22 protein-coding genes are annotated in these 21,180 nt (G+C 65.5%); 14 read left to right on the top strand and 8 right to left on the bottom strand.

Annotated features, from left to right (window positions below; all coding sequences use genetic code 11):
* Nucleotides 1–350: PilN domain-containing protein (locus tag JZZ72_RS24650; protein WP_210015314.1), on the bottom strand; the 350-nt coding region annotated here is incomplete at its 3' end.
* Nucleotides 347–1,198, bottom strand: coding sequence for a type IV pilus biogenesis protein PilM (gene pilM / locus JZZ72_RS24655; protein ID WP_116052382.1), 852 nt, complete (start codon nucleotides 1,196–1,198; stop codon nucleotides 347–349). The genes pilM and JZZ72_RS24650, both read right to left, overlap by 4 nt.
* Before the next feature lie 174 nt (nucleotides 1,199–1,372).
* On the opposite strand from pilM, the gene JZZ72_RS24660 reads away from it, so the two are divergent.
* Nucleotides 1,373–3,805, top strand: a complete 2,433-nt coding sequence (locus tag JZZ72_RS24660) for a penicillin-binding protein 1A (protein WP_173925097.1) — start codon at nucleotides 1,373–1,375, stop codon at nucleotides 3,803–3,805.
* 111 nt (nucleotides 3,806–3,916) lie between these two features.
* On the opposite strand, the gene JZZ72_RS24665 is transcribed toward JZZ72_RS24660, so the two are convergent.
* The 3 genes from JZZ72_RS24665 to rpmE form a co-directional block, all read right to left on the bottom strand.
* Nucleotides 3,917–5,185 (bottom strand): malic enzyme-like NAD(P)-binding protein, encoded by a 1,269-nt coding sequence (locus JZZ72_RS24665; RefSeq protein WP_043860148.1) that lies wholly within the window; start codon nucleotides 5,183–5,185, stop codon nucleotides 3,917–3,919.
* Nucleotides 5,186–5,368: 183 nt separating this feature from the next.
* On the bottom strand, nucleotides 5,369–6,166 hold the full coding sequence (locus tag JZZ72_RS24670) for a thermonuclease family protein (RefSeq protein ID WP_236066329.1): 798 nt from the start codon (nucleotides 6,164–6,166) through the stop codon (nucleotides 5,369–5,371).
* Between the two features lie 32 nt (nucleotides 6,167–6,198).
* Complete coding sequence (gene rpmE / locus JZZ72_RS24675) at nucleotides 6,199–6,414, bottom strand: 50S ribosomal protein L31 (RefSeq protein ID WP_043860144.1); 216 nt, start codon at nucleotides 6,412–6,414, stop codon at nucleotides 6,199–6,201.
* A 166-nt stretch (nucleotides 6,415–6,580) separates the two neighbouring features.
* On the opposite strand from rpmE, the gene JZZ72_RS24680 reads away from it, so the two are divergent.
* The 3 genes from JZZ72_RS24680 (at nucleotide 6,581) to JZZ72_RS24690 (ending at nucleotide 11,408) form a co-directional block, all read left to right on the top strand.
* Nucleotides 6,581–8,800: a primosomal protein N' gene (locus JZZ72_RS24680; protein ID WP_078481693.1), complete on the top strand. Its 2,220-nt coding sequence runs from the start codon at nucleotides 6,581–6,583 to the stop codon at nucleotides 8,798–8,800.
* Nucleotides 8,801–8,977: 177 nt separating this feature from the next.
* Nucleotides 8,978–10,714, top strand: a complete 1,737-nt coding sequence (gene argS, locus JZZ72_RS24685; protein WP_043860142.1) for an arginine--tRNA ligase — start codon at nucleotides 8,978–8,980, stop codon at nucleotides 10,712–10,714.
* A 1-nt stretch (nucleotide 10,715) separates the two neighbouring features.
* Nucleotides 10,716–11,408, top strand: coding sequence for an SPOR domain-containing protein (locus JZZ72_RS24690; RefSeq protein WP_043860141.1), 693 nt, complete (start codon nucleotides 10,716–10,718; stop codon nucleotides 11,406–11,408).
* Between the two features lie 40 nt (nucleotides 11,409–11,448).
* Here JZZ72_RS24690 and JZZ72_RS24695 read toward each other — a convergent pair whose 3' ends face one another.
* Nucleotides 11,449–11,871 carry an NINE protein gene (locus tag JZZ72_RS24695; RefSeq protein WP_210015316.1) on the bottom strand — a complete coding sequence of 141 codons (423 nt, stop codon included), beginning with the start codon at nucleotides 11,869–11,871 and terminating at the stop codon, nucleotides 11,449–11,451.
* Nucleotides 11,872–12,027: 156 nt separating this feature from the next.
* On the opposite strand from JZZ72_RS24695, the gene JZZ72_RS24700 reads away from it, so the two are divergent.
* Nucleotides 12,028–12,666, top strand: coding sequence for a C40 family peptidase (locus tag JZZ72_RS24700; protein WP_043860139.1), 639 nt, complete (start codon nucleotides 12,028–12,030; stop codon nucleotides 12,664–12,666).
* Here the strand turns inward: JZZ72_RS24700 and JZZ72_RS24705 are convergent.
* A complete protein-coding gene (locus JZZ72_RS24705) occupies nucleotides 12,663–13,697 on the bottom strand; it encodes a type IV pilus twitching motility protein PilT (RefSeq protein ID WP_043860138.1) in 1,035 nt (344 codons plus the stop codon). The genes JZZ72_RS24700 and JZZ72_RS24705 overlap by 4 nt on opposite strands.
* 66 nt (nucleotides 13,698–13,763) lie before the next feature.
* On the opposite strand from JZZ72_RS24705, the gene JZZ72_RS24710 reads away from it, so the two are divergent.
* The 9 genes from JZZ72_RS24710 to JZZ72_RS24750 all read left to right on the top strand — a co-directional run bounded on the left by JZZ72_RS24710 (nucleotide 13,764) and on the right by JZZ72_RS24750 (nucleotide 20,369).
* Complete coding sequence (locus tag JZZ72_RS24710) at nucleotides 13,764–14,450, top strand: YggS family pyridoxal phosphate-dependent enzyme (RefSeq protein WP_054915543.1); 687 nt, start codon at nucleotides 13,764–13,766, stop codon at nucleotides 14,448–14,450.
* 38 nt (nucleotides 14,451–14,488) lie between these two features.
* Entirely contained in the window at nucleotides 14,489–15,307 is an 819-nt protein-coding gene (gene proC / locus JZZ72_RS24715) for a pyrroline-5-carboxylate reductase (RefSeq protein ID WP_043860136.1), read from the top strand.
* A 10-nt stretch (nucleotides 15,308–15,317) separates the two neighbouring features.
* The gene (locus tag JZZ72_RS24720) at nucleotides 15,318–15,908 is read left to right on the top strand and encodes a YggT family protein (protein WP_043860135.1); all 591 of its coding nucleotides are present in this window, start codon (nucleotides 15,318–15,320) and stop codon (nucleotides 15,906–15,908) included.
* Nucleotides 15,909–16,003: 95 nt separating this feature from the next.
* Nucleotides 16,004–17,143 carry a homoserine O-succinyltransferase MetX gene (gene metX / locus JZZ72_RS24725; protein WP_043860134.1) on the top strand — a complete coding sequence of 380 codons (1,140 nt, stop codon included), beginning with the start codon at nucleotides 16,004–16,006 and terminating at the stop codon, nucleotides 17,141–17,143.
* A 7-nt stretch (nucleotides 17,144–17,150) separates the two neighbouring features.
* The gene (gene metW, locus JZZ72_RS24730; RefSeq protein ID WP_043860133.1) at nucleotides 17,151–17,771 is read left to right on the top strand and encodes a methionine biosynthesis protein MetW; all 621 of its coding nucleotides are present in this window, start codon (nucleotides 17,151–17,153) and stop codon (nucleotides 17,769–17,771) included.
* A gap of 26 nt (nucleotides 17,772–17,797) precedes the next feature.
* Nucleotides 17,798–18,232 (top strand): DUF4426 domain-containing protein, encoded by a 435-nt coding sequence (locus JZZ72_RS24735; protein ID WP_043860132.1) that lies wholly within the window; start codon nucleotides 17,798–17,800, stop codon nucleotides 18,230–18,232.
* Complete coding sequence (rdgB, locus tag JZZ72_RS24740) at nucleotides 18,229–18,825, top strand: RdgB/HAM1 family non-canonical purine NTP pyrophosphatase (protein ID WP_043860131.1); 597 nt, start codon at nucleotides 18,229–18,231, stop codon at nucleotides 18,823–18,825. Before JZZ72_RS24735 ends, rdgB begins: the two co-directional genes overlap by 4 nt.
* Nucleotides 18,822–20,036: a radical SAM family heme chaperone HemW gene (gene hemW / locus JZZ72_RS24745; RefSeq protein ID WP_236066330.1), complete on the top strand. Its 1,215-nt coding sequence runs from the start codon at nucleotides 18,822–18,824 to the stop codon at nucleotides 20,034–20,036. Before rdgB ends, hemW begins: the two co-directional genes overlap by 4 nt.
* Before the next feature lie 9 nt (nucleotides 20,037–20,045).
* Complete coding sequence (locus tag JZZ72_RS24750) at nucleotides 20,046–20,369, top strand: DUF3392 family protein (protein WP_043860129.1); 324 nt, start codon at nucleotides 20,046–20,048, stop codon at nucleotides 20,367–20,369.
* An 85-nt stretch (nucleotides 20,370–20,454) separates the two neighbouring features.
* Here JZZ72_RS24750 and trmB read toward each other — a convergent pair whose 3' ends face one another.
* On the bottom strand, nucleotides 20,455–21,177 hold the full coding sequence (gene trmB / locus JZZ72_RS24755) for a tRNA (guanosine(46)-N7)-methyltransferase TrmB (RefSeq protein WP_043860128.1): 723 nt from the start codon (nucleotides 21,175–21,177) through the stop codon (nucleotides 20,455–20,457).
* Between the last annotated feature and the right edge of the window lie 3 nt (nucleotides 21,178–21,180).

Here is a 21,180-nt window from a genome sequence, read left to right on the forward strand (position 1 = left end):
GTCAGTTGCAGCCCTTGCGGTACCCGCGTGGCCAGCGGTGCAAGTACCTGCCCACCTGGGGACGCGGCGCGCAGCACGGCATCCAGCCCCTGGATGCGCTCCTGCAGCGCATCGCCCCGGGCGGTCAGGTCGGCCAGTTCTGCCAGCGGGCCCTCAAGCCGGGCGATGGCATCGCGCAGGGCCGCATTGGCCTGCCCCTGGTGCGCCAGGCGATAGGCGCCATGCCGGTCCAGCAGCACCACGATGGCGAGCCCCAGCAGCAGAGCCACCAGCATCAACCCCTGCAACTGCCGCACACTGCGCTGGCGTTGCCAGGCCCGCCACGGCAGCAGGTTGATATCGCGCCTCACGGGGCACGCCTCATCGCCAGCCCATAGGCCAGCGCCAGGGCGGGTTCGGCGGCATCGAACACCGTGGTTTCGATACCCAGCCGACGCTGCACTTCCAGCGCCCGGGCCGAATCGGCAGCCGCCCCGGTCACCACCAGCCGCGCCGGTGCAGGGCCCTCCAGGGCCTGCAACCAGCGTTCGATGCAGGCAGCCAACGCCTGCGGCACATCGGCCGCTGCACCCGCGTCGGCACGCCATGCCTGGTGCTGTGCATGCAGCGCCCAGTGCCCTGGCTCGACCCGCACCACGGCGACCGCGTCATCGTCCGCCCCGACCGCGCGCAACAACGCCAGGCTGTCGGTCTCGACCACCCGCGCACGCAGGCCTGCCAGCTCCAGTGCCGCCTCCAGCCCGTCGAGCCAGCCCTGATGACAGGCATACACCCCCACCGCCTCGTAGCACGGGTCGTGCGCCACCGAGCCGCGGCACTCGAAATCGAAGGCCGCCTCGTCCAGGGCAAAGGGTATGAAAGGTTCGGCCTCATGGCACAGGCGAGCAATCAGGGCATCCTCTGCCAGCCCCGCCGGCACCTGCACGGTCTTGCTCAGCACGGCCGCGGCCGGAATCGCCAGCGCCGCCTCGCGCAAGGTGGCACCGCTGCGGGCCAGGGCATCGCCCAGCACCTGCGCCAGCTGTGCCGGGTCGGCCACCCGGCCGTCCTGCAGCACGCCCGCCGCCAGCGTCTGCACGGCCTGCGCACGCACCTCGAAGGCCCCTGCCACCTGCCGCAGCTGCAGCAATCGCACCGCGCAACATGAAATATCGATACCCAGCAGTGAACCGGCATCCTTGCCGAAACGTCCAAACATTGGCTTTCCCTGGCATCCGCCTGCTTCGACCGGCCCCCAGACAGGGCACCGGTCAGCCCGTGCACCGCGCAACCCACGCGGCACAGTGAAAATTGCTTATAATGCCCAGCGTTTTTTCTCGTCGATCAGCCCTGCGCTCAATCCATATTTCAAACTGGACACCCCAAAGCCTTGATACGCCTGCTGAAGTTCTTCTGGTGGTCTTTCGTCGCAGTCATCTGTGCCGTCGTGCTCGGTCTGAGCGGCGCGTTTCTGTATCTTAGCCCCAGCCTGCCCTCGGTAGAGGCCCTGAGAAGCATCCAGTTGCAGATCCCTTTGCGGGTATACAGCAGCGATGGAAAGCTGATTGCCGAGTTCGGCGAGATGCGGCGTTCTCCCATCCGTTTCGCCGACATTCCCCCGCATTTCATCCAGGCTTTGCTGTCCGCCGAAGACGACAACTTCGCCAATCACTATGGGGTCGACCCCAGCAGCCTGATGCGCGCTGCAACACAATTGCTCAAGTCCGGACACATCCAGACCGGCGGCAGCACCATCACCATGCAGGTGGCGAAGAACTTCTTCCTCAGCAGCGAACGCAGCTTCTCGCGCAAGACCAACGAGATCCTGCTGGCCCTGCAGATCGAGCGCGAGCTGACCAAGGACGAGATCCTCGAGCTGTACGTGAACAAGATCTACCTGGGCAACCGTGCCTACGGCATCGAAGCCGCAGCGCAGGTGTACTACGGCAAGTCGATCCGTGACGTGAGCCTGGCGCAGATGGCGATGATCGCCGGCCTGCCCAAGGCACCGTCGCGCTTCAACCCGCTGGCCAACCCGACGCGCGCCAAGGAACGCCGCGACTGGATCCTGGGGCGCATGTACAAGCTGGGCAAGATCGACGAAGCCAGCTACCAGGCCGCCCTGGCCGAACCGATCAACGCCAGCTACCACGTGCCGACGCCCGAGGTGAATGCCCCGTACATCGCCGAGATGGCCCGCGCCGAGATGGTCGGCCGCTACGGCAGCGACGCCTACACCGAAGGTTTCCGCGTGACCACCACGGTGCCGAGCGACCTGCAGGAAATGGCCAACAGCGCCGTGCTCGATGGCCTCAGTGCCTACGACCACCGCCACGGCTACCGCGGCCCCGAGTCGCGCCTGCCGGGCAAGACCCAGGCCGCCTGGCTGCAGGAACTGACCAAGCTGCGCCCACTGGGCGGGCTGGAACCGGCCATCGTCACCCAGGTCGACAAGACCGGCCTGCAGGTGCTGACCAAGTCGGGCCAGACCGAGACCGTGGCCTGGGACACCATGAAATGGGCCCGCCCATTCCTCAACACCAATAGCCAGGGCCGCGCCCCGCAGCAGCCGGGCGATGTGGCCCAGGTCGGCGACGTGATCCGCGTGCAACGCACCGGCGAAGGCGAACTGAAGTTCAGCCAGGTGCCGGGCGCCCAGAGCGCACTGGTGACCCTGGACCCGAACAACGGCGCCATCCGCGCTCTGGTGGGCGGCTTCTCGTTCGAGCAGAGCAACTACAACCGCGCCATGCAGGCCAAGCGCCAGCCGGGCTCGAGCTTCAAGCCGTTCGTCTACAGCGCGGCGCTGGACAACGGCTACACCGCCGCCAGCCTGGTCAACGACGCCCCTATCGTGTTCGTCGACGAGTACCTGGACAAGGTGTGGCGACCCAAGAACGACACCAACACCTTCCTTGGCCCGATCCGCATGCGCGAGGCGCTGTACAAGTCGCGCAACCTGGTATCGATCCGCCTGCTGCAGGCCATGGGCGTGGACAAGACCATCGACTACATCGCCCGTTTCGGCTTCAACAAGCAGGACCTGCCGCGCAACCTGTCGCTGGCGCTGGGCACCGCGACCCTCACACCGATGGAGATCGCCACCGGCTGGAGCGCGTTTGCCAACGGCGGCTACAAGATCACCCCGTACCTGATCGACCGCATCGAAAGCCGCAATGGCGAGACGCTGTTCACCGCCAACCCGCCCAGCGTGCCCCGGGGGCATCAGGACGAGGCCGGGATTGGCGCCGCCGAAACGCCGATCGTCACCGATGCGGCACTGGGCGCCGACGTGAGTGCAGTGGCGCCGCAGGTGCCGGCGGTGGCCGAACAGATCATCGACGGACGTACCAGCTACATCCTCACCAGCATGCTGCAGGACGTGATCAAGCGTGGCACCGGGCGACGTGCCCTGGCGCTGGGGCGCACCGACCTGGCGGGCAAGACCGGTACCACCAACGAGTCCAAGGATGCGTGGTTCTCCGGTTACAACGCCGACTACGTGACCACCGTATGGAGCGGCTTCGACCAGCCCGAGACCCTGGGCCGTCGCGAGTATGGCGGTACCGTGGCGCTGCCGATCTGGATGAGCTTCATGGGCGCCGCGCTCAAGGACAAGCCGATGCACACGCTGCCGCAGCCTGAAGGCATCCTCAGCCTGCGGGTGGACCCGGTGAGCGGCCGTGCGGCCACGCCGAGCACGCCTGATGCGTACTTCGAGCTGTTCAAGGCCGAAGACACCCCGCCGTCGGTCAACGAGCTGGGTGGCAGTGCGCCAGGCAGCCCGCTGCCGGCGGACGAGTCGGCGCCGATCGATCTGTTCTGATGGGTAACCCGGGGGCTGCCCTGCAGCCCATAGGCCAGCACAATTACCAGCCCCAAACAAAAAGCCCCGACTCTCGCGAGCCGGGGCTTTTTGCTACAACGCTACAACGGCTCAGCCGTTGAACACGTCATCCACGCTTTTGAGCGGGTAGTTCTTCGGATACGGCAGGGTCGCCACACCGCTTTCGATCGCAGCCTTGGCCACGGCATCGGAAACCACGGTGATCAGGCGTGCGTCCATCGGCTTCGGAATGATGTACTCACGACCGAATTCCAGCGCGTCGACGCCGTAGGCAGCGCAGACTTCCTTGGGCACCGGCAGCTTGGCCAGGTCCTTCAGGGCGTTGGCGGCAGCGATCTTCATCTCTTCGTTGATGCGCTTGGCGCGAACGTCCAGGGCACCACGGAAGATGAACGGGAAGCCCAGCACGTTGTTGACCTGGTTCGGGTAGTCGGAACGACCGGTGGCCATGATCACGTCGCTGCGGGTGGCGTGGGCCAGCTCCGGCGAGATTTCCGGGTCCGGGTTCGAGCAGGCGAACACGATCGGGTTCGGTGCCATCGACTTGAGGCCTTCAGGGCTCAGCAGGTTCGGACCGGACAGGCCGACGAACACGTCAGCGCCTTCCAGGGCATCGGCCAGGCTGCGCTTGTCGGTAGCGTGGGCGAACACCGCCTTGTACTGATTCAGGTCGTCACGGCCAGCGTGGATCACGCCGGTACGGTCGACCATGAAGATGTTTTCGATCTTCGCGCCCATGCTCACCAGCAGCTTCATGCAGGAGATGGCCGCAGCACCGGCGCCCAGGCAGACGATCTTGGCATCGGCGAGGGTCTTGCCCGCGATTTCCAGGGCGTTGATCATGCCGGCCGCGGTCACGATCGCGGTGCCGTGCTGGTCATCGTGGAACACCGGGATGTCGCACTGCTCGATCAGCGCGCGCTCGATCTCGAAGCACTCGGGTGCCTTGATGTCTTCCAGGTTGATGCCGCCGAAGGTGATCGAGATGCGCTTGACGGTGTCGATGAAGGCCTGCGGGCTTTCGGCATCGACTTCGATGTCGAACACGTCGATACCGGCGAAACGCTTGAACAGAACACCCTTGCCTTCCATCACCGGCTTGGACGCCAGTGGGCCCAGGTTGCCCAGGCCGAGAATGGCGGTGCCGTCGGAAATGACTGCTACCAGGTTGCCCTTGCCGGTGTACTGGTAGGCCAGCTCCGGGTCACGGGCGATTTCACGTACTGGCTCGGCAACACCCGGGCTGTAGGCCAGCGCCAGGTCGCGAGCAGTCGCGGTCGGTTTGGTGAGCTCTACGCTCAGTTTCCCCGGACGAGGCTGAGCATGGTATTCGAGAGCGGCAGTTTTCAAATCTGACATGATGGGCATTCCGCTTTTACTGTTCTGACGGACCGCCGAGGATACGCAAAGAGCAATGGGCCGACAAGACTGCCCGGTCACTTGTGTCAAGGCCTTTAGCCTACGACTTTAAGCCAAGAGCCGCAGCCCGCAAGGCTTTCAGTGTGTACAATCCATTTTTAAAATGTTCACAATTTATTATCTTTATTGTCTTTCCAGCATCGTCGGGTCGGTGAGTGGCAGCATCCAGCGCGCCTGACCCGGCTTGAGCCCGGCCTTGCGGGAACGATCCAGCACCCAACCGCGGGCTTCGACGCGTCGGCCTTCGAGACCGTCGGTGAAATCAGGCGCAAAATTGCGCGACAACCTGGCCGGCACCTGAAGCACCAGCGAATGGCCCAACTCGATCCAGATGGCGCCACCCCTGTGCTCGACCGACTGAACCTGGCCAGCGACCAGCGCAAAGCCGGCCTGGCGCAGGTGCCCCGGCGCGATCACCGGCGGCTGGCCCCACAGCCCCGCGCGGGCGCTGCGGGCGGCCTGTTCAGCCTGTTGATGGCAGTCGCGCAGGGCGATGTTGGGCGCTACCGCGATGCGATAACCCAGACCCTCGCCCAGCAGTTGTTCTTCCAGATTGTGACCAGAGCGGTCGAACACATGGGCCAGGGTGCGCTTGTATTTGTCGCGCGGCTCTGTACCCGGCAGCAGCTCGACCCGCCCGCCACTGGCCTTGACCAGGGCCTGCAAACGCTGGCGCGCGGCCACCGCATAGGGCTCGCTGGGCCGCCTCTTGCGCCCGATCTCGGGAGCATTGATGCCGATCAGGCGCACATTGCGCCCATCCTTCAGACGCAAGGTATCGCCGTCGATCACCTGGCGCACCGCAACGCTCTGCACCTCGCGCTGCGCGTCGGCCGGCAGCGTACACAGCGCATGCGCCGGCAACTGCCAGATCGCGGCCACAAAAAAGGCGCCCACCAGGGACGCCTTCTTCAACAGCATTGCCAAGCCCATGGGGCCAGCTTCGCGCCGTCTTACTTCTTGGCACCGAACATGCCGAAACGGTCGGCGAACTTCTGTACGCGGCCGCCGGTGTCCAGCACTTTCTGCTTACCGGTGTAGAACGGGTGGCACTCGTTGCAGACGTCGGTGGCCAGTGGGGCGCACAGGGTCGAACGGGTCTGGAACACATTGCCGCAGCTGCAGGTGACTGCGACTGCTTCATAATTCGGATGAATTTCTGGTTTCATGGTCACTTCCTCGACTGCGTGCCGCCACCCAACACCATTGTTGAATACCGCACGTAATTAGGCGGCGAATAATACCAGAGCATGCCATCAGCGCAAGTTGTCGCTTGTACCGACTGTCGTCTGCTAGGCTCGGCGGCTACCGAATTGCCCTTCAGAGACCCTGCGCGTGTCCGACGTCATCCTTCGCCTTGCCTTGCCCTCGCCCCTGCGGCGGTTGTTCGACTACAGGGCCCCGGCAAGCATGGCGCACACCGCATTCACCCCCGGCATGCGCCTGCGCGTGCCGTTCGGGCGCCGCGAGATGATCGGCATCCTGGTGGAGGTGTGCGAGCACAGCGAGGTGCCCGCCGACAAACTCAAGCCCGCCATCGCCCTGCTTGACCCGGTATCGCCGATACCGCCAGCCCTGTTCAAGCTGTGCGTGTGGACCGCGCAGTACTATCAGCACAGCCTGGGTGACACCCTGAGCTGGGCGCTGCCGGTGCTGCTGCGCCAGGGCGAGCCGGCCGAAGCGCACCAGGAACGCTTCTGGCAGGTGGCCCCGGGGGCGCGCCACGACGACCCGCGCATCGCCCGCGCACCGCGCCAGCGCGATGCCCTGGCCACCCTCGCGCAGCATCCGCACGGCGTGGCCCACGGCCTGCTGAGCAAGCTCAAACTGAGCAAGGACAGCCTCGACCTGCTGCTGGCCAAGGAGCTGGTGCAGGTGGAGGTACGCCGGCATGCCCCGCCGGCGCGCCACGAACACTGGCTGGCACAGCCCGAACTGCCGCTCAACGATGAACAGAAGGCGGCGTTTCATGCGGTGCAGGCAGGGTTCGGCAGCTTCCATGCCTTTCTGTTGGCCGGGGTCACCGGCAGCGGCAAGACCGAGGTCTACCTGCAACTGATCCGCGAGACCCTGGAGGCCGGCAAGCAGGCGCTGATCCTGATTCCGGAGATCAACCTCGGGCCGCAGACCCTGGCGCGCTTCGAGCAGCGCTTCAATGCGCGCATTGCCCTGCTGCATTCGGCAGTCAACGACCGCGAACGCCTCAAAGCCTGGCTGGCAGCCCGTGATGGCGAGGCCGACATCATCATCGGTACCCGCTCGGCGCTATTCACGCCCATGAAGAACCCGGGCCTGATCATCATCGACGAGGAGCACGACGGCTCCTACAAGCAGCAGGAAGGCCTGCGCTATCACGCCCGCGACCTGGCCCTGGTGCGCGCGCACCAGGAGCACATCCCGATCCTGCTGGGCTCGGCCACGCCATCGCTGGAAAGCCTGCACAACGCCTACTCCGGCCGTTACGGCCTGCTGCGCATGAACCACCGCGCCGGCGGCGCCAAGGCGCCGCGCTTCCTGCGCCTGGACGTCAAGAGCCGGCCCCTGGACAGCGGCATCAGCGGGCCGATGCAACAGGCCATCGGCCAGACCCTGGCCGCAGGCCAGCAGGTGCTGGTGTTCCTCAACCGTCGCGGCTTTGCCCCCACGCTGCTGTGCCACGACTGCGGCTGGCTGTCGGAATGCCCGCGCTGCGATGCGCGCATGACCGTGCATCAGCGCTCCGGCGAACTGCGCTGCCACCACTGCGGCTATGACGAACGCGTACCGCGCCAGTGCCCGCAGTGCAACCATGTGGACCTGCGCCCGGTAGGTGCAGGCACCGAGCGCGCCGAAGAGCGCCTGAGCATTCTGTTTCCGGATGTACCGGTGCTACGCGTGGACCGCGACAGCACCTCGCGCAAGGACGCGATGAACCAGCTGTTCGCCACAGTGCAGCGCGGCGAGCCGTGCATCCTGGTCGGCACCCAGATGCTGGCCAAGGGGCACCACTTTCCGCGGGTCACCCTGGTGGCGATCCTGGATGCCGATGGCGGGCTGTTCTCCGGGGATTTTCGCGCCAGCGAGCGCATGGCCCAACTGATCGTGCAGGTGGCAGGGCGTGCCGGGCGTGCAGAGGAGCCAGGCAAGGTGATCATCCAGACGCACCTGGCCGATCATCCTCTATTGGTACAGCTTACCGAGCAGGGCTATTTCGCGTTTGCCGAACAGGCCCTGAGCGAGCGCCGCGCCGCCGGCCTGCCGCCCTTCGCGCACCTGGCGCTGCTGCGCGCCGAGGCGCACAAGCCGGGGCAGGCCGAGAGCTTTCTCGACGAGGCCTGCAGCGCCGCCGAGCAGTTGCTGGCAGAGCACGACCTGCACGGCATCGAGCTGCTGGGCCCGGTGCCGGCGCCGATGGAGCGACGGGCGGGACGTTTTCGTGCGCAATTGTTGTTGCAGGCCAATGCAAGGGCATCCTTGCATCGTCTGATGAGCGCCTGGCTGTTAGTGTTGGAGCAGATGCCGAGCGGGCGACAGGTGCGCTGGTCGCTGGATGTGGACCCGGTCGACCTGTACTGACCGCTTCGCCGGCAACGCCGGCTCCTACAGGTTTGATGAGCCCTGGCCCTCTGCAGAGCCTGCATTGTTGGCCAAAGGGCCCTAAAGGTTGGCAACCTCGCCCCGGCAACGGATAATACCCAGTTTTTCCACCTGCGCATCCAGGCGCCGCCGCGCTTGCGGTCGAAAGAGAAGCCCATGAAAGACACCATTCGCCAGCTGATCCAGCAAGCCCTCACCCAACTCGTCAACGACGGTGTGCTGCCTGACGGGCTGACGCCGGCGATCCAGGTGGAAAACGCCCGGGACAAGACCCACGGCGATTTCGCCAGCAACATCGCGATGATGCTGGCCAAGCCCGCCGGCCTCAAGCCGCGCGACCTGGCCGAAAAACTCATCGCCGCCCTGCCCGCCGACCCGCAGGTCAGCAAGGTGGAGATCGCAGGCCCGGGCTTCCTCAACTTCTTCCAGAACACCCAGGCCCTGGCCTCGCGCCTGGATGCCGCACTGGCCGACGCCAGGCTCGGCGTGCACAAGGCCGGCGCCACGCAGAAGGTCGTGATCGACATGTCGGCGCCCAACCTGGCCAAGGAAATGCACGTCGGCCACCTGCGCTCGACCATCATCGGCGACGCCGTGGCCCGTGTGCTGGAGTTTCTCGGTGACGATGTGGTACGCCAGAACCACGTGGGCGACTGGGGCACCCAGTTCGGCATGCTGATGGCGTACCTGGAAGAGAACCCGATCACCAGCGAAGAGCTGTCGGACCTGGAGAACTTCTACCGCGCCGCCAAGAAGCGGTTCGACGAGTCCAGCGAGTTCGCCGACCGCGCCCGTGGCCTGGTGGTCAAGCTGCAGGCCGGCGACCCCGAGTGCCTGAAGCTGTGGACCCGCTTCAAGGACATCTCGCTGTCGCACTGCCAGAAGACCTACGAGCTGCTCAACGTCAAGCTGACCATGGCCGACGTGATGGGCGAAAGCGCCTACAACGACGACCTGGCCAATGTGGTCGAGGACCTCAAGGCCAAGGGCATGCTGGTGGAAAGCAACGGCGCCCAGTGCGTGTTCCTCGACGAGTTCAAGAACGCCGAGGGCGAGCCGCTGCCGGTGATCATCGTCAAGGCCGACGGCGGCTACCTGTACGCCACCACCGACCTGGCCGCCGTGCGCTACCGCAGCGGCGTGCTCAAGGCCGACCGCGCCCTGTACTTCGTCGACCAGCGCCAGGCCCTGCACTTCCAGCAGGTGTTCGCGGTGGCCCGCAAGGCCGGCTTCGTGACCCACCCGATGGACATGGAGCACATGGGCTTCGGCACCATGAACGGCGCCGACGGCCGCCCGTTCAAGACCCGCGACGGCGGCACCGTGAAGCTGATCGACCTGCTCAACGAAGCCAAGGAGCGTGCCTACGCCCTGGTCAAGGAGAAGAACCCGCAGCTGCCTGAAGAAGAACTGCGCGCCATCGCCAAGGTGGTGGGCATCGGCGCGGTCAAGTACGCCGACCTGTCCAAGCACCGTACCAGCGACTACAGCTTCAACTTCGAGCTGATGCTCAACTTCGAAGGCAACACCGCGCCGTACCTGCTGTACGCCTACACCCGCGTGGCCGGCGTGTTCCGCAAGCTGGGCAAGGGCTTCGACCAGGTCGAAGGCGAGATCCGCTTGCAGGCACCGCAGGAACAGGACCTGGCCGCGCGCCTGGCGCAGTTCGGCGAAATCCTGAACAACGTCGCCGAAAAAGGTACCCCGCACGTACTGTGCAGCTACCTCTACGACGTGGCCGGCCTGTTCTCCAGCTTCTACGAGAACTGCCCGATCCTCGCCGCAGAAACACCCGAACAGCAGCAGAGCCGCCTGCGCCTGGCCGCCCTGACCGGTCGCACCCTCAAGCAGGGCCTGGAACTGCTTGGCCTGGAAACCCTGGAGCGCATGTAAGTTGGCTGCCAAGAAAAAACCTGCTCCCAAGCGCGGCGCCAGCCGCTATCAGGCCCCGGCCAAGCAACCGATACCGGGCTGGATGTGGCTGGCCATCGGCCTCACGGTCGGTGCGTTCATCGTGTTCCTGATGAAACTCGAGCCCAGCCGCGACGAGGTCAAGCGCACCAAGCCTGAAGCCCAGCAGAAGGCCGAGAAGATCGCCGAGGCGAACAAGACCGCGCCGAGCCCGCAGCAGCCGGTCAAGCCCAAGTACGACTTCTACACACTGCTGCCCGAGTCGGAAGTGATCGTGCCGCCCGAAGCCGTGCCGGAGAAAACCCCGCCGGTACCGGCGCAGCCACCGGTGACCCCGGCCGAGGCGGCCAAGATCGACACCGCCCGCGCCCAGGCCGCGCTGCTGGGGCAGACCCCGCCACCGGCACCGCCGGTGATCAAGCCGGCCGCTACCACGCAGTTCTACCTGCAGGCGGGCTCGTTCCGCAAAGAGGCTGATGCCGACAAGGTGCGTGCGCAGATCATCCTGCTCGGCCAGGCGGTGAAGGTGGAGTCCGGTACGGTGAAGGAAGAGACCTGGTACCGCGTGCTGGTCGGCCCGTTCAGCAATCGCGAACAGCTGACCGTGGCGCAGAAGCAACTGGCCGGAAGCGGCTTCAACAACCTGCTGCTGCAACAGCGCCAGATACGCCAGTAACCCCGATGTTCGGCGGCCCGCAGCAGCGGGCCGCCTGCTTTCAGGCCCGCGCCTGCACGTTCTTGAGCGATACCTGGGTGTTCAGCGTCCAGAAGTCGTACAGCACCCCCAGCAGAAACAGCCCGCCGGTAAAGGCATAGATCACGCCGCTGATCCACTTGCCCTGGTACATGCGGTGCACGCCGAATATCCCCAGGAAGGTCAGCAGGATCCAGGCCAGGCTGTAGTCCAGCGGGCCGGCGTGAAAGCGCAGGTCGGCCTCGCTGTCCATCTTCGGGATCAGGAACAGGTCGATCAGCCAGCCGATACCGAGCAGGCCCAGGGTGCAGAACCAGATGGTGCCGGTCACCGGCCTGCCGTAGTAGAAACGGTGCGACCCGGTAAAACCGAAGATCCACAGCAAGTAGCCGAGGACCTTGCTGTGGGTGTCCCGGGGCTGCGCCTGTTGCTGATAACTGTTCATTCATAGCCTCCACGGTTTAGAGAGAAATTTTCTAAGAAAAAATGTGACTTTTACGTGCTCAGCCGACGTATGGCGCCTCTGCAATCGACCAACGGACCAGAATTCGATCAAAAAGCTGTTATAAAGTTGCGCGCTTAACCAACAAGAGCCCTGCCCATGCGACCTTTTTTCAAGACATGGCTGACTGTTTGCCTTTTATTGCCACTGGCCGCCCACGCCACCAACCGTGAGCAACGTCTTCCCAACGGCTTCAACGTGCACACCACCAGCACTGCAGCCGTACGCTCGACCAAGGGCGCCCACGCCAAGGTCACCTCGTCCGCCGCCTCTTCCAAGGTCGCCAAGACCACCCGCCAGGTCGCCTCGATGCCGGCCAAGCAGAGCAGCGATGTGCTCAGCCGCGCGGTGAACGTGCTGGGCACCCCGTACCGCTGGGGCGGCAGCAGCCCGAGCAAGGGCTTCGACTGCAGCGGGCTGGTCAAGTACGCCTTCAACGACATCGACGAGGTCGACCTGCCGCGTACCTCCAACGCCATGGCCAGCGGCCACGGCGTGAAAGTCGACCGCAAGGACCTCAAGCCCGGCGACCTGCTGTTCTTCAACATCAAGAGTCGCCGCGTCAACCACGTGGCCATCTACCTGGGCAACGACCGCTTCATCCACGCGCCACGGCGCGGCAAGCGGGTCAGCATCGATACCCTGAACAAGCCCTACTGGCAGAGCCACTACGTGGTCGCCAAGCGTGTACTGCCCAAGGAGCAGCCGCAAACCCAGCTGCGCCTGGCCAAACGCTAGACCTGATCGGGCGAACGCGCGTTCGCCCTGGCCGTTTCCAGGCTGACGACTCCCCGCCTCACCAGGCCCTGCAGGCTGCTGTCCAGGGTCTGCATGCCCAACGCCGCACCGGTCTGCATGGCCGAATACAGCTGCGCCACCTTCCCCTCGCGAATCAGGTTGCGCACCGCCGGCGTGGCCAGCAGGACCTCGTGCGCGGCCACTCGCCCACCTTGCACCCTGGGCACCAGCACCTGGGCCACCACCGCCTGCAAGGCGTCGGCGAGCATGGTGCGTACCAGGGCCTTCTCCTGCGCGGCAAACACGTCCACCAGCCGGTCGATGGCCTTGGCCGCCGAGGCGGTGTGCAGGGTCGCCAGCACCAGGTGGCCGGTTTCGGCGGCGGTCAGAGCCAGGCGGATCGTCTCCAGGTCGCGCAGCTCGCCAAGCATGATCACGTCCGGGTCCTGGCGCAGCGCAGCCCGCAGCGCCTGGGCAAACCCCTGGCTGTGACGCCCCATCTCACGCTGGCTGAGCTGGCTGCGCAGCGGGCTGTGGATAAATTCGAGCGGGTCTTCCAAGGTCAGAATGTGCACGGCGCGCTCGCGGTTGAGGTGATCGACCAGCGCCGCCAGGGTGGACGACTTGCCTGAGCCGGTGGGGCCGGTCACCAGCACCAGCCCGGCCGGCGACTCGGCAATGCGACGAAACACCTCCGGCAGCTGCAGGCTCGCCAGCGTCGGCACCTGGTCGGGTATCAGGCGCAGTACCGCCGCCGGCCCGCGCACCTGCACGAAGGCGTTGACCCGAAAGCGCCCCAGCCCGGGCACGGCCACGGCAAAGTCCAGGTCCTGCAGCCTGGCGAAGTCCTCCTGCTGCTGTGGGCTCATGAGCTGCGCCAGCAGGGCATGCAGGTTGTCGCTGCTCAGCGCCGCCGGCCCCAGCGGCTGCATCTGCCCGTCACGCCGGATCATCGGCGCACTGCCGGCCGCCAGGTGCAGATCGGAGGCGCCTTCCCTGAGCGCCAGGGCCATCAGCCCGGTCATGTCCATAACACTCCCCAAACATCGCCAAGCAGGTAGAATGCCGCAGACCCGAACAGCCGCTGGCGTTGATCCATGTCCACCATAGCAGACAACCTTTCCACGCTTGCCGACCGCATCCGCAGCGCTGCACAGGCCGCCGGGCGTGACCCCGGGCAGGTCCGCCTGCTGGCCGTGAGCAAGACCAAGCCGGCTGCCGCGATACGCGAAGTGTATGCGGCCGGCGTGCGCGACGTGGGCGAAAACTACTTGCAGGAAGCCCTGGCCAAGCAGCTCGAATTGACCGACCTGCCCTTGACCTGGCACTTCATCGGCCCCATTCAATCGAACAAGACGCGAGCAATCGCCGAGCACTTCGACTGGGTACATTCGGTGGACCGACTGAAAATCGCACAACGCCTCAGCGAACAACGCCCTGCCGGGCTGCCCGCACTGAATGTGTGCGTGCAGGTCAACGTCAGCGGCGAGGCCAGCAAATCGGGCTGCAACCCCGACGAGCTGCCGGCGCTGGCCCAGGCCATCGCGGCGCTGCCGCACCTGAAGCTGCGCGGCCTGATGGCGATTCCCGAACCCACCGACGACCCGGCCGCCCAGGCGGCGGCATTCGCCCGTGTACGCCAATTGCAGGACAGCCTGAACCTGGGCCTGGACACCCTGTCGATGGGCATGAGCCACGACCTGGAAGCAGCGATTGCCCAGGGCGCGACCTGGGTGCGCATCGGCACCGCCCTGTTCGGTGCCCGCGACTACGGCCAGGCCTGACCCATGCATCGTTCACCTTCTTCAACCAAGGACCTGACATGAGCAAGACTCGAATTGCCTTCATCGGCGCCGGCAACATGGCCGCCAGCCTGATCGGCGGCTTGCGCGCCCAGGGTGTGGACGCCGCGCAGATCCGCGCCAGCGACCCGGGTGCCGAGACGCGCGCCAGGGTGCACGCCGAACACGGCATCCAGCTGTTCGAAGACAACGCCCAGGCCGTCGATGGCGCCGACGTGGTGCTGATCGCGGTCAAGCCGCAAGCCATGAAGGCGGTGTGCCAGGCGCTCAAGCCAAGCCTCAAGCCCAACCAGCTGGTGGTGTCGATTGCCGCCGGCATCACCTGCGCCAGCCTGCGCAACTGGCTGGGCGAGCAACCGCTGGTACGCTGCATGCCCAACACCCCGGCGCTGCTGCGCCAGGGCGTCAGCGGTCTGTACGCCACCGAGCAGGTATCGGCCGAACAACGCGCCGAAGCCGAGCAACTGCTCTCGGCAGTGGGCGTGGCCCTGTGGGTCGACAGCGAACAGCAACTGGATGCAGTGACCGCGGTCTCCGGTAGCGGCCCGGCGTATTTCTTCCTGCTGATCGAGGCGATGACCGCAGCCGGCGAAAAACTCGGCCTGCCCCGCGACGTCGCCTCTCGGCTGACCCTGCAAACCGCCCTGGGCGCGGCGCACATGGCCGTGGCCAGCGATGTCGAGGCCAGCGAACTGCGCCGGCGCGTCACCTCCCCCAATGGCACCACCGAGGCGGCGATCAAGTCGTTCCAGGCCAACGGGTTCGAGGCGCTGGTAGAAAAAGCACTGGGCGCCGCGGCGCACCGCTCGGCCGAAATGGCCGAACAACTGGGCAACTAAGGAGCTCTGCATGAATGCACTTTCGGGCGCCGCGATCTTCGTGGTGCAAACACTGGTCAGCCTGTACCTGGTCATCGTGCTGCTGCGCTTCGTGCTGCAGCTGGTAAAGGCCAACTTCTACAACCCGCTCAGCCAGTTCGCGGTGCGCGCCACCCAGCCGCTGCTCAAGCCGATCCGGCGCATCATCCCCAGCGTGTTCGGGCTGGACACCTCATCGCTGATCCTGTCGATCGTGATCCAGGCGCTGCTGATGGCGTTCGTGCTGATGGTCACCTACGGCACCTTCGGCGACATCCCGCACCTGCTGATGTGGGCCGTCATCGGCGTCACCTCGCTGTTCCTGAAGATCTTCTGGGTCGCGATGATCGTGATGGTGATCGTGTCGTGGATCGCCCCCGGCAGCCACAACCCCGCCGCCGAGCTGGCCTACCAGATCAGCGAGCCGGTGCTGGCACCGTTTCGCAAGCTGGTGCCCAACCTCGGAGGCCTGGATATTTCGCCGATCTTCGCCTTCCTGGCGATCCAGGTGATCCAGTCGTTCGTGATGCCGCCGCTGGCCGCCTACGCCGGAATGCCGCAGGAACTGTTCCGCATGATCTGACCCGCACCACCCCCGGCCGCAAGCCGCGCCATGTTGCTTGCCGCTGGGGGTGGCGGTCTTTAGACTTACGCCTCATTCAAGCGTGAGCAGGGTCGATGTCCACTGTCTTTCCCGAAGATTCGGTCGGTCTGGTAGTACCGCAACTGGCGCGATTCGATGAGCCCCTGGCCCTGGCCTGCGGTCGCTCGCTGGCCAGCTACGAGCTGGTCTTTGAAACCTACGGTACCCTCAACAGCGCGGCCAGCAATGCCGTGCTGATCTGCCATGCCCTGTCCGGGCATCACCATGCCGCCGGCTACCACAGCCCCGACGACCGCAAGCCGGGCTGGTGGGACAGCTGCATCGGGCCGGGCAAGCCGATCGATACCAACCGCTTCTTCGTGGTCAGCCTGAACAATCTCGGCGGCTGCAACGGCAGCACCGGCCCCAGCAGCGTCAACCCGGCCACCGGCCAGCCCTACGGCGCCGACTTCCCGGTACTCACCGTGGAAGACTGGGTGCACAGCCAGGCGCGCCTGGCCGATCGCCTGGGCATCGGCCAGTGGGCCGCCGTGGTGGGTGGCAGCCTGGGCGGCATGCAGGCGCTGCAATGGACCATCACCTACCCCGACCGCGTGCGCCACTGCCTGGACATCGCCTCGGCACCCAAGCTGTCGGCGCAGAACATCGCCTTCAACGAAGTGGCGCGCCAGGCCATCCTCACCGACCCCGAGTTCCACGGCGGCTCGTTCCAGGCCGAAGGCGTGATCCCCAAGCGCGGGCTGATGCTGGCGCGCATGGTCGGGCACATCACCTACCTGTCGGATGACTCGATGGGCGAGAAATTCGGCCGCGAGCTCAAGAGCGACAAGCTCAACTACGACTTTCACAGCGTCGAGTTCCAGGTCGAGAGCTACCTGCGCTACCAGGGCGAGGAGTTCTCCGGGCGTTTCGATGCCAACACCTACCTGCTGATGACCAAGGCGCTGGACTACTTCGACCCCGCCGCCAGCCACGGCGGCGACCTGGCCGCGACCCTGGCCCACGTCACCGCCGACTACTGCGTGATGTCGTTCACCACCGACTGGCGTTTCTCGCCGGCGCGCTCGCGGGAGATCGTCGATGCGCTGATCGCCGCGCGCAAGAATGTGTGCTACCTGGATATCGACTCGCCGTATGGCCACGATGCCTTCCTGATCCCGACCCCGCGCTACATCACGGGATTCACGAACTACATGAACCGCATCGTCTGCTGAGGACCCCATGAGAGCCGACCTGGAAATCATCCAAGACTGGATCCCCGCCGGCAGCCGGGTACTCGACCTCGGTTGCGGTACTGGCGAGCTGCTCGCCTCGCTGCGTGACACCAAGCAGGTGGCCGGCTACGGCCTGGAAATCGACCCCGACAACATCGCCCAGTGCGTGGCCAAGGGCGTCAACGTCATCGAGCAGGACCTAGACAAGGGCCTGGGCAACTTCGCCAGCAACAGCTTCGACGTGGTGGTCATGACCCAGGCCCTGCAGGCCGTGGAGTACCCCGACCGGATCCTCGACGAAATGCTGCGCGTGGGCCGCCAGTGCATCATCACCTTCCCCAACTTCGGCCACTGGCGCTGCCGCTGGTACCTGGCGACCAAGGGTCGCATGCCAGTGTCGGACTTCATGCCGTATACCTGGTACAACACGCCGAACATCCACTTCTGCACCTTCGAGGATTTCGAGGCGCTGTGCAGCGAACGTCGCGCCCAGGTGCTCGACCGCCTGGCGGTCGACCATATGCACCGGCATGGGTGGGCGAGCAAGCTATGGCCTAATCTTCTAGGGGAGATCGGCATTTACCGTGTCAGCAGCCCGGGCCTGCAGGAACACAAGGTCGCGGTTTGAACAACCCACACTGGAGGAGACAGATCATGGGTCGCTTGTTGAGCTTTTTACTGGTTGCCTGCCTGAGCACGACGGCGCTTGCTGCCGATGCGATCAAGGGCGAGCGCAAGGAAGTCTTCGGTGACACCACGGTGCACTACAGCACCTTCATCTCCACCTTCCTGCAGCCGGACATCGCCAAGGCGGCGCAACTGGTGCGCAGCAAGAACCAGGGCGTGATCAACGTGTCGGTGATCAAGGCCGGCAAGCCGCAGGTGACCCAGGTCAGCGGCAGCGTCAAGGACCTGAGCAGCCGCACGGTACCACTCAGCTTCAAGCAGATCACCGAACAGGGCGCGATCTACTACATCGCCCAGTTCCCGGTGGAGCAGCAGGAAACCCGCACCTTCACGATCAATGTTGCAATTGGTGGCAAGACCGAGACCATCAGTTTCAACCAAGAGCTCTTCCCAGGCGAATGATGAACATCCAGCAACTCGTATTGGCCAGCCACAACGCCGGCAAACTCAAGGAACTGCAGGCCATGCTCGGTGACACCGTGCAACTGCGTTCGATTGGCGAATTCAGCAGCGTCGAGCCGGAGGAAACCGGCCTGTCGTTCGTCGAGAACGCCATCCTCAAGGCGCGCAATGCCGCACGTATCTCCGGGCTGCCGGCCCTGGCCGACGACTCGGGCCTGGCGGTGGACTTTCTCGGTGGTGCGCCGGGCATCTACTCGGCGCGCTACGCCGATGGCCAGGGCGACGCGGCGAACAACGCCAAGTTGCTCGAGGTACTCAAGGACGTGCCGGACGCCGAGCGCGGCGCGCAGTTCGTATGCGTGCTGGCGCTGGTACGCCATGCCGACGACCCGCTGCCGATCCTGTGCGAGGGCCTGTGGCATGGGCGCATCCTGCACCAGGCCAGCGGTGCCCACGGCTTTGGCTACGACCCGCTGTTCTGGGTACCGGAGCGCGACTGCTCCAGCGCCGAGCTGAGCCCCGCCGACAAGAACCAGATCAGCCACCGCGCCCGCGCCATGAGCCTGCTGCGTCAGCGCCTGGGCCTGCAATGACCGACCGCACGCCGGCACAGCCACTGCATCTGGGCGAGGCTGGCTTCAGCTCCAACGCACCACGGGCGGCACTCGCGCAGCTGCCGCCGCTGTCGCTGTACATCCATATCCCGTGGTGCGTGCGCAAATGCCCGTACTGCGACTTCAACTCCCATGCCGCCACCCCGCAGCTGCCGGAAGAGGCCTACGTCGACGCCCTGCTCGCCGACCTCGACCAGGAGCTGGGCGCGGTGTACGGGCGACCGATCAGCTCGATCTTCTTTGGCGGCGGTACCCCGAGCCTGTTCAGTGCCCGTGCGCTGGGCCGCCTGCTGGCGGGCGTGGAGCAACGCATCCCGTTCGCCGCCGACATCGAGATCACCCTGGAGGCCAACCCCGGGACCTTCGAGCAGGAGAAGTTCAAGGCCTACCGGCAACTGGGCATCAATCGCCTGTCGATCGGCGTGCAGAGCTTCCAGCAGGCCAAGCTCCAGGCGCTGGGGCGCATCCACAACGGTGACGAGGCGGTGCGTGCGGCCGGCATGGCGCGTGCGGCGGGGTTCGACAACTTCAACCTGGACCTGATGCACGGCCTGCCCGACCAGTCGCTGGACGATGCGCTGGGCGACCTGCGCCAGGCCATCGCGCTCAACCCTACCCACCTGTCGTGGTACCAGTTGACCCTGGAGCCGAACACGGTGTTCTGGAACCAGCCGCCGCTGCTGCCCGAGGACGACATCCTGTGGGATATCCAGGAGGCCGGGCAGGCGCTGATGGCCGAGCACGGCTACCGCCAGTACGAAGTGTCGGCCTACGCCCAGCCCGGGCGCCCGGCGCGGCACAACCTCAACTACTGGAGCTTTGGCGACTTCATCGGCATCGGCGCCGGTGCCCACGGCAAGCTCAGCCACCCGGACGGGCGCATCGTGCGCACCTGGAAAACCCGGCTGCCCAAGGACTACCTGAACCCGGCCAAGGCGTTCAAGGCGGGCGACAAGCTGCTGGCGGTGGACGAACTGCCGTTCGAGTTCCTGATGAACGCCCTGCGCCTGACCGAGGGCGTGGAGGCTGCGCTGTTCGCGCAGCGTACCGGCCTGCCGCTGGAACAACTGGCGGCGGCGCGCCGTGAAGCCGAACAAAAGGGCCTTTTGCAGGTCGAACCGACGCGGCTGGTGGCGACACCGCAGGGCCAGCTGTTTCTCAACGACCTGCTGCAGTATTTCTTGACCTAAGGATAGCGAATGGACCTGGTACTCGACCTGCTCTCGACCGTCTCCCGCTGGAGCCGCAGTAACCTGTCGGAGATCTCTCTGGCGCTTGTAGGCTGTCTGCTGGTGTTGTTCGGCACCGACATCAAGGGCTGGGTCGAACAGCGCCTGGGCGGGCTGGCAGGTGCGCTGCGCGTGCCGTTCATGGCCCTGCTGGTGCTGATCGGCAGTGGTGCGGCGTTGATCTATGCCACGCCGTGGGTGGTACGCGGGCTGAGCCAGTTCAACAACTATGCACTGGCGCCGGTGCTGCTGGTGGTGCTGGTGTTGCTTGGCGTGGTCGCAGACCGCCGCTAGAAGCTTCGCCAGCAAGGCTGGCTCCTACAGGATCTCGCTGAATCTGTAGGAGCCGGCCTTGCCGGCGAATGGCCGTGATGCGGTCTTAAGCCAGCTTCTCGAACTTCAGATCCCACACCCCATGCCCCAGGCGCTCGCCACGGCGTTCGAACTTGGTGATCGGACGCTCGGCAGGGCGAGGTACGCACTTGCCGTCTTCGGCCAGGTTCCTGTACCCCGGCGCGACATTCATCACTTCCAGCATGTACTCGGCGTACGGTTCCCAGTCGGTCGCCATGTGGAACACGCCGCCCACCTTCAGCTTGCTGCGCACCAGCTCGGCAAATTCCGGCTGCACGATGCGACGCTTGTGGTGACGGCTCTTGTGCCACGGGTCCGGGAAGAACAGCATCAGGCGGTCCAGGCTGTTGTCGGCCACGCACTTGTTCAGCACTTCGATGGCATCGCAGTCATACACCCGCAGGTTCTGCAGGCCCTGGGTCAGCACGCCATTGAGCAGCGCGCCCACGCCCGGGCGGTGCACTTCGACACCGATGAAGTCCTGCTCGGGCGCGGCGGCGGCCATCTCCAGCAGGGAATGGCCCATGCCGAAGCCGATCTCCAGGGTGCGCGGCGCCGAACGGCCGAACACCTGGTCGTAATCCACCGGGCTGTCGGCCAGTGGCAGCACGAACAGCGGCGCGCCCTGGTCCAGGCCGCGCTGCTGGCCTTCGGTCATGCGCCCGGCACGCATCACGAAACTCTTGATGCGGCGGTGTTGGCGTTCTTCGCCTTCGGCGGTGATCGGCGATTCTTGCGATTCAGTCATCAG

The organism is Pseudomonas palmensis (assembly GCF_017848315.1).
Lineage (GTDB): Bacteria > Pseudomonadota > Gammaproteobacteria > Pseudomonadales > Pseudomonadaceae > Aquipseudomonas > Aquipseudomonas palmensis.

Bases quoted from the DNA above. Each gene is read 5' to 3' on its own strand.
- hemW (WP_236066330.1), top strand. From the start codon at position 18,822: ATGACCGACCGCACGCCGGCACAGCCACTGCATCTGGGCGAGGCTGGC.
- JZZ72_RS24700 (WP_043860139.1), top strand. From the start codon at position 12,028: ATGCGACCTTTTTTCAAGACATGGCTGACTGTTTGCCTTTTATTGCCA.
- argS (WP_043860142.1), top strand. From the start codon at position 8,978: ATGAAAGACACCATTCGCCAGCTGATCCAGCAAGCCCTCACCCAACTC.
- JZZ72_RS24710 (WP_054915543.1), top strand. From the start codon at position 13,764: ATGTCCACCATAGCAGACAACCTTTCCACGCTTGCCGACCGCATCCGC.
- JZZ72_RS24695 (WP_210015316.1), bottom strand. From the start codon at position 11,871: ATGAACAGTTATCAGCAACAGGCGCAGCCCCGGGACACCCACAGCAAG.
- rdgB (WP_043860131.1), top strand. From the start codon at position 18,229: ATGATGAACATCCAGCAACTCGTATTGGCCAGCCACAACGCCGGCAAA.
- trmB (WP_043860128.1), bottom strand. From the start codon at position 21,177: ATGACTGAATCGCAAGAATCGCCGATCACCGCCGAAGGCGAAGAACGC.
- JZZ72_RS24670 (WP_236066329.1), bottom strand. From the start codon at position 6,166: ATGCTGTTGAAGAAGGCGTCCCTGGTGGGCGCCTTTTTTGTGGCCGCG.
- JZZ72_RS24720 (WP_043860135.1), top strand. From the start codon at position 15,318: ATGAATGCACTTTCGGGCGCCGCGATCTTCGTGGTGCAAACACTGGTC.
- rpmE (WP_043860144.1), bottom strand. From the start codon at position 6,414: ATGAAACCAGAAATTCATCCGAATTATGAAGCAGTCGCAGTCACCTGC.
- JZZ72_RS24705 (WP_043860138.1), bottom strand. From the start codon at position 13,697: ATGGACATGACCGGGCTGATGGCCCTGGCGCTCAGGGAAGGCGCCTCC.
- JZZ72_RS24665 (WP_043860148.1), bottom strand. From the start codon at position 5,185: ATGTCAGATTTGAAAACTGCCGCTCTCGAATACCATGCTCAGCCTCGT.
- JZZ72_RS24750 (WP_043860129.1), top strand. From the start codon at position 20,046: ATGGACCTGGTACTCGACCTGCTCTCGACCGTCTCCCGCTGGAGCCGC.
- proC (WP_043860136.1), top strand. From the start codon at position 14,489: ATGAGCAAGACTCGAATTGCCTTCATCGGCGCCGGCAACATGGCCGCC.
- metW (WP_043860133.1), top strand. From the start codon at position 17,151: ATGAGAGCCGACCTGGAAATCATCCAAGACTGGATCCCCGCCGGCAGC.
- JZZ72_RS24735 (WP_043860132.1), top strand. From the start codon at position 17,798: ATGGGTCGCTTGTTGAGCTTTTTACTGGTTGCCTGCCTGAGCACGACG.
- pilM (WP_116052382.1), bottom strand. From the start codon at position 1,198: ATGTTTGGACGTTTCGGCAAGGATGCCGGTTCACTGCTGGGTATCGAT.
- metX (WP_043860134.1), top strand. From the start codon at position 16,004: ATGTCCACTGTCTTTCCCGAAGATTCGGTCGGTCTGGTAGTACCGCAA.